This is a genomic window from Streptomyces sp. SPB074 (assembly GCF_000154905.1).
GTDB lineage: Bacteria > Actinomycetota > Actinomycetes > Streptomycetales > Streptomycetaceae > Streptomyces.
Genome location: NZ_GG770539.1, coordinates 5,130,286 through 5,136,610 on the forward strand (window position 1 = coordinate 5,130,286; position 6,325 = coordinate 5,136,610).

The 6,325-nt window shown below is 73.2% G+C and carries 5 protein-coding genes and 1 pseudogene; 3 read left to right on the plus strand and 3 right to left on the minus strand.

Annotation, left to right across the window (positions count from 1 at the left end; all coding sequences use genetic code 11):
- Window positions 1-30: 30 nt before the first annotated feature.
- Together SSBG_RS21690 and SSBG_RS21695 are read right to left on the minus strand one after the other, a co-directional pair.
- Window positions 31-291: a hypothetical protein gene (locus tag SSBG_RS21690; protein WP_008748210.1), complete on the minus strand. Its 261-nt coding sequence runs from the start codon at window positions 289-291 to the stop codon at window positions 31-33.
- Window positions 292-472: 181 nt separating this feature from the next.
- Window positions 473-910, minus strand: a pseudogene (locus SSBG_RS21695) (MarR family winged helix-turn-helix transcriptional regulator); the annotation flags it as partial.
- Window positions 911-1,004: 94 nt separating this feature from the next.
- Here SSBG_RS21695 and SSBG_RS21700 point away from each other — a divergent pair.
- Both SSBG_RS21700 and SSBG_RS21705 read left to right on the plus strand, forming a co-directional pair.
- A complete protein-coding gene (locus SSBG_RS21700) occupies window positions 1,005-2,021 on the plus strand; it encodes an NADP-dependent oxidoreductase (RefSeq protein WP_008748212.1) in 1,017 nt (338 codons plus the stop codon).
- 81 nt (window positions 2,022-2,102) lie between these two features.
- Window positions 2,103-2,888, plus strand: a complete 786-nt coding sequence (locus SSBG_RS21705) for an EI24 domain-containing protein (protein ID WP_008748213.1) — start codon at window positions 2,103-2,105, stop codon at window positions 2,886-2,888.
- A gap of 93 nt (window positions 2,889-2,981) precedes the next feature.
- Here SSBG_RS21705 and SSBG_RS21710 read toward each other — a convergent pair whose 3' ends face one another.
- On the minus strand, window positions 2,982-3,569 hold the full coding sequence (locus tag SSBG_RS21710; protein WP_008748214.1) for a TetR/AcrR family transcriptional regulator: 588 nt from the start codon (window positions 3,567-3,569) through the stop codon (window positions 2,982-2,984).
- Between the two features lie 238 nt (window positions 3,570-3,807).
- Between SSBG_RS21710 and SSBG_RS21715 the strand changes: the two genes are divergently transcribed.
- Window positions 3,808-6,325, plus strand: a 2,518-nt coding sequence (locus tag SSBG_RS21715) for a glycoside hydrolase family 3 protein (protein ID WP_234010618.1), incomplete at its 3' end; no start/stop codon positions are given.

Consider the following 6,325-nt stretch of genomic DNA (forward strand, 5'->3'; position numbering starts at 1 on the left):
GAAGAGCAGCCCGGGCCAGAGCGGGAGCGGTCAGCGCAGCGCCTGGCACTCCAGGTCGCCGAGGCGCAGGCGGGTACGCGTCGCGGGCTCGCCGAGCGCCGCGCGGTAGCGGGCCGCCTCGCCCCGCCCGTACCGCCCGCGGGCGCTCGCCTGCCAGCGCCGGTTCGCCTCCCGCATCCGTGCCGCGTCGGCCCCCAGCTCGCGCCGGGCGCGCTCGACCAGTGCGGGGTGGAAGTCCTGCATCCGGCGCAGCAGGACGAGGGTGAGATCGAGGGGCGTGAAGGCGGGCACGGGCTCAGCCCTCCCGCACGGCGCCGCTCCGGCCCCCGGCGCCCCCCGCGCTCCCGCCGCCGCTCCCTGCGCTCTCGCCGCCGCTTCCGGCGGCCTCGCCCCCGCTGCGTGCGCGCTCGCTCCCGCCCCGCGCGCTCTCGCCGCCGCTCCACGCGGCCTCGCTCCCGTCCCGTAGGACTGTCGCGTCCTCGCCGAGCATCCGCCGCAGGAGTCCGCGCAGGACGAGCCGTTCCTCGCGGCTCAGGTCGGCGAGCGGCTCGCGCGCGAAGTCGAGACCGTCGCGCAGGCCGCGGGCGAGCCGCCGCCCCTCCTCGGTGGACACCGCGAGCTTGACGCGCCGGTCCTCGGGGTCGGCGCGGCGCTCGACCAGTCCGCGCGTCTCCAGGCGGTCGATGATCCCGGTCACGTTCGACGGCTCGCACTTCAGCGTCCGCGCGAGACGCCGCATGGGGAGCGGGCCGAGGGACAGCAGGCTCAGCACGCGGGCCTGCGCCCCCGTGAGGGCGTGCGCCGCGGCGGCCCGCTCGTACTCCTCGTGGTAGCGCCCGACGACCGCGCCGATGAGCTGGACGACCTCCAGGGTGAGGGGATCGCGCGGGGCGGTGGCGGGGAGAGTCATGACGTCATCGTACCGATGTGCTTGACATGCTGAAATGTTCATGCGCATGTTTGTTTCAGCTCATGAAACAAATTCCCCGCAGGAGGCACCCCGCATGACCACCCTTCCCGAGTCCGGCCGCGCCTGGCACCTCGTCCGCCGTCCGCAGGGCTGGCCGGTGCCCGAGGACTTCGCGCTGCGCGAGGCCCCCGTACCGGCCCCCGCCGCGGGCCGGGTGCTGGTGCGGAACCTGTACTTCTCGGTCGACCCGTACATGCGCGGGCGCATGAACGACGTGAAGTCGTACACGCCACCCTTCGCCCTGGACGAGCCCATGACCGGCGGTGCCGTCGGCCAGGTCGTCGCCTCGGAGGCGGAGGGCTTCGCCGAGGGCGACTACGTGCTGCACTTCGCCGGGTGGCGCGAGTACGCCTCCGTCCCCGCCGAGCACGCCACGAAGGTGGACCCGGACGCGGCGCCGCTCTCCGCCTACCTCGGCGTCCTCGGCATGACGGGCCTCACCGCCTACGCGGGCCTGCTGCGCGTCGCGGCCTTCAAGGAGGGCGACGCGGTCTTCGTCTCCGGCGCGGCCGGGGCGGTGGGCAGCGAGGTCGGACAGATCGCGAAGCTCAAGGGCGCCTCGCGCGTCATCGGCTCGGCGGGCTCGGACGAGAAGGTCGCCTGGCTCGTGGACGAACTCGGCTTCGACGCGGCGTTCAACTACAAGAACGGCCCCGTCGCCGAACAGCTCAAGCAGGCGGCCCCCGACGGCATCGACGTCTACTACGACAACGTCGGCGCCGAGCACCTCGAGGCCGCCATCAGCCGCGCCAACGTGCACGCGCGCTTCGCGATCTGCGGCATGATCGCGCAGTACAACGTCACCGAGCCCCCGGCGGCTCCGCGCAACCTCGCCCAGGTCATCGGCAAGCGCATCCGCCTGGAGGGAATGCTCGTCCAGGACCACTCCGACCTCCAGGGGCAGTTCGTCCAGGAGGTGTCCGCCTGGGTCCGCGACGGCAGCCTCAAGCACCGCGAGACCTTCGCGCACGGCATCGAGAACGGCGCCGAGGCGTTCCTCGGCCTGCTGCGCGGCGAGAACACCGGAAAGATGATCGTGGACCTCACCTGAGGCCAGCGCCCGGCGCGTCGGGGGCGGGGCGCGCGATGCCCCGCCCCCACCTGACGTGCTCACGCCCGGTAGGGTCCGCACATGCGTGAACTCGCCCTCGGATTCCGGTACCTGCTCGAAGGTCAGCGCTGGGCCGGCAGGCACGGCAAGCGGTACGGCACGGCCCTGCTCCCCGGGCTCATCACGCTCGTGCTCTACGCGGCCGTGCTGCTCGCGCTCGTGCTGTGGGGCGGCGACCTCGTCGCGTGGGCCACGCCCTTCGCCGACGACTGGGAATCGCCCTGGCAGGGGCTCTTCCGGGGCGCGCTCACCGTCGTGCTCTTCGCCCTCGTGCTCCTCGGCTGCGTCCTCGGCTTCACCGCCGTCACGCTCGTCGTCGGCCAGCCGTTCTACGACGCGCTCTCCGCCGAGGTGGACCGTGAGATCGACGGCTTCCCGACCGAGTCGGGGCTCTCCCTCGGGCGCGAGATCTGGATCTCCGTACGGGACGGCGTCCGCGTCCTCGTGCGCGCCGCGCTCTGGGGCGTGTGCCTCTTCGCCGCCGGGTTCCTGCCCTTCGTCGGGCAGACGGTCGTGCCCGTGATCGGCTTCTTCGTCACCGGCTTCTTCCTCGCCGAGGAACTCGTCTCGATCGCGCTCGCCCGCCGCCGCGTCGACCTGCGCGAACGCCTCGTGCTGCTCCGCTCCCGCAAGCGGCTGACCTGGGGCTTCGGCGTCCCCCTCGGCCTCGCCTTCCTCGTCCCCGTCGTCGCGGTCTTCCTCATGCCGGGAGCCGTCGCGGGCGCCACCCTCCTCGCCCGGGACCTGCGCGGCGAACCCCTGGAGCCGGCCCCGCGCGAGGAGAGACCCGCCGCCGAGCCGCGCTGAACCCCCGGCGCGAGCACTCGGGGAACGGGCGGTGGCGTCCCGCTGAGGGGTGGGCCGTGGCATCGGGCTCAGGGGTGGGCCGTGGCGTCCCGCTCAGGGGCGGGCGGTGCCGTCCGCCTCCTTCTCCTCCGCCCCCTCCAGCAGGCGCAGGAAGTCGCGGAAGGCCGCGCTCATGTCGACGGCCTCCGGGTCCAGGAGCCACTGGTACTGGAGGCCGTCCATGACCGCGACCATCAGCGTCCCGGCCTGCTCCGGGGTCAGGCCGCTCGGCAGCCGCTCGCCGTAGGCCGTGCGCAGCACCGAGGCCATGTTGCCCCGCACCACCCCGTACCGCTTCGTGAAGAAGTCCCGCGCCGGGTGCGCCTCCGTCACGCTCTCGCCGAGCAGCGCGCTGAAGGTCTGCACGACCCCGGGGCGCATCGCGTTGTAGTCCACGAGCGAGGAGAGCAGGTCCAGGCGCCAGGAGTCGCCCGGGATCGCGTCCCACTGGTCCCGCTCGGCGAGCAGCGCGACGAGCAGCGCCTCCTTCGTCGGGAAGTAGTGCAGCAGTCCCTGCTGGGTCAGGCCCACGCGTTCGGCGACCGCGCCGAGCGTCGCCCCCCGGTAGCCGCGCTCCGCGATCACCTCCAGCGTCGCCCGCAGGATCTCCGCGCGCCGCTCCTCGCCCTTCGCTCTGGCCATCCGCCGTGCACCCCTTCCGCCCGCCGGCCCGTGACCGGCCCGGGAACCCTCGCCCGCCGCGCCGGTGACCGGCCCCGGAACCCCCGCTCCAGCAGGACCGTACGGCATCGCCATGTCACGTAAAAATAACGTCCCCTACCGGACTACAGGTCGGCGGGTGCAAGATGAGTGCGCGCTCCCACCCGACCGGGGGCGTGGCCCCCGCAGCCCACGGACAGCGACCACGAGGAGTACGGCCGTGACAGGTGCGTCCACCCCACCCGAGCCCCAGGTCACCCCTGAGCGGCAAGCCGCCCACGAGGCCGCGGTCGAGACCGCCCTCGCCCGGCTCGACCTCGACACCAAGACCCGGCTGCTCGCCGGGCAGGACTTCTGGTCGCTGCCCGCGATCCCGGAGATCGGCCTCGACTCGCTCGTCGTCTCGGACGGCCCCATCGGCGTGCGCGGCGTGCGGTCCACGAGCGAGGACCCCTCGCTCGCGCTCCCGTCCCCGACCGCGCTCAGCGCCACCTGGTCGCCCGAGACCGCCGTCCGCGCCGGGCAGGTCCTCGCGCAGGAGGCCCGCCGCAAGGGCGTCCACGTCCTGCTCGCCCCCACGGTCAACCTGCACCGCTCCCCGCTCGGCGGGCGCCACTTCGAGGCGTACAGCGAGGACCCGTACCTCACCGGGGCCATCGGCACCGGCTACGTGCGCGGCGTGCAGTCCGGCGGCGTCGGCACCACCGTCAAGCACTTCGTCGGCAACGACGCCGAGACCGACCGCTTCACCGTGGACAACCGCATCGCCCCGCGCCCGCTGCGCGAGCTCTACCTCGCCCCCTTCGAGGCGATCGTCGCCAACGCCCGCCCCTGGGGCATCATGACCGCGTACAACACGGTCAACGGCACGACGATGACCGAGCACCGCTACCTCGTCAACGAGGTCCTGCGCGGCGAGTGGAAGTTCGACGGCGTCAACGTCTCGGACTGGACCGCCGCCCGCGACACCGTCGCCGACGCCAACGGCGGCCTCGACCTGGCCATGCCCGGCCCAAAGACCGTCTACGGCGAGAACCTGGCCGCCGCCGTGCGCGCGGGCGAGGTCGAGGAGAGCGTCGTGGACGAGGCCGTGCGCCGCGTCCTGCTCCTCGCCGCCCGCACCGGGGCGCTCAAGACGACCGAGCCCGTCGTGCCCACCGAGGCCCTGCCCGCCGAGATCGACGGCGAGGCGTTCGCCCGCGAACTCGCCACGCGCTCCTTCGTCCTCGTCCGCAACGAGGACTCCGCCCTCCCGCTCGCCCCCGGCACCCGCGTCGCCCTCAGCGGCGCCGCCGCCCGCGAGGCGCGCGTCCTGGGCGGCGGCTCCGCGACCGTCTTCCCCGCGCACGTCGTCGCGCCGCTCGACGGGCTGCGCGCCGCGCTCCCCGAGGGCGCCCTCTCGTACGAGGTCGGGGCCGACCCGAACAACGAACTCGACGTCGCCGGGCAGGGCTTCGCGCTGCGCGCCGTGTGCCGCGACGCGTCCGGCGAGATCCTCGCGACCGTCCCGCTCGCGGGCGGCCACATCCAGTGGATGGGCAGCGACCTGCCCGACGGCGTCACCTACGACGCCCTGCACTCCATCGAGGTCACCGGCACCTTCACGCCGCGCGAGAGCGGCGAGCACGTCTTCGGCACGCGCGGCATCGGCGGCTTCAAGGTCGTCATCGCCGGTCGCGAACTCTTCGAGGGCTCCGTCGAGATGGGCGCGGCCACCGACCCCTTCGAGGCGTTCTTCGGCCAGCCCACCGAGCGCGGGCGCCTGGAACTGGCCGCGGGCGAGCCCGTGGAGCTGAGCGTCTTCCACACCGTCGCCAAGCCCGAGGGCCTGCCCATCCAGGCGGTCGGCTTCACCGTCCTGCACCAGAACCCCGTGCACGACCCCGACGAGCTGATCGCCCGCGCCGCCGAGGCCGCGCGCGCCGCGGACACCGCCGTCGTGGTCGTCGCGACGACCGAGCGCGTCGAGTCCGAGGGCTTCGACCGCGCCGACCTCGGGCTGCCCGGACGTCAGGACGACCTCGTCCGCGCGGTCGCCGCCGCCAACCCCCGCACCGTCGTCGTCGTCAACGCGGGCTCGCCCGTCGAGATGCCCTGGCGCGAGGACGTCGCCGCCGTGCTCCTGAGCTGGTTCCCCGGCCAGGAGGGCGGCGCCGCGCTCGCCGACGTCCTCACCGGCGCCGCCGAGCCCGGTGGCCGCCTGCCCACCACGTGGCCGGCCGTCCTGGCGGACGCCCCCGTCGTCAACACCACGCCGACCGGGGGGAAGCTGGAGTACACCGAGGGCGTCCTCATCGGCTACCGCGCCTGGGAGCAGGCCGGCCGCACCCCCGCGTACCCCTTCGGGCACGGCTTCGGCTACACCGACTGGACGTACGAGTCGGTCACCGTCGAGCCCGCCGCCGAAAACGGCCTGACCGTCACGGTCCGCGTCCGCAACAGCGGCGGCCGCGCGGGCCGGGAGACCGTGCAGGTCTACCTCGCCCCCGCCGAGCCCGGCACGGGCCCCGCGACCGAGCGCCCCGCGCGCTGGCTCGCCGGCTTCGCGCAGGTCGAGGCGGCCCCCGGCGAGAGCGCCGAGGCCGTCGTGCGCGTCGCCCGCCGCGCCTTCGAGATCTGGGACGAGGAGAAGGGCGCGTGGCACCTTTTTTTTTTTTTTTTTTTTTTTTTTTTTTTTTTTTTTTTTTTTTTCTTTTTTTTTTTTTTTTTTTTTTTTTTTTTTTTTTTTTTTTTTTTTT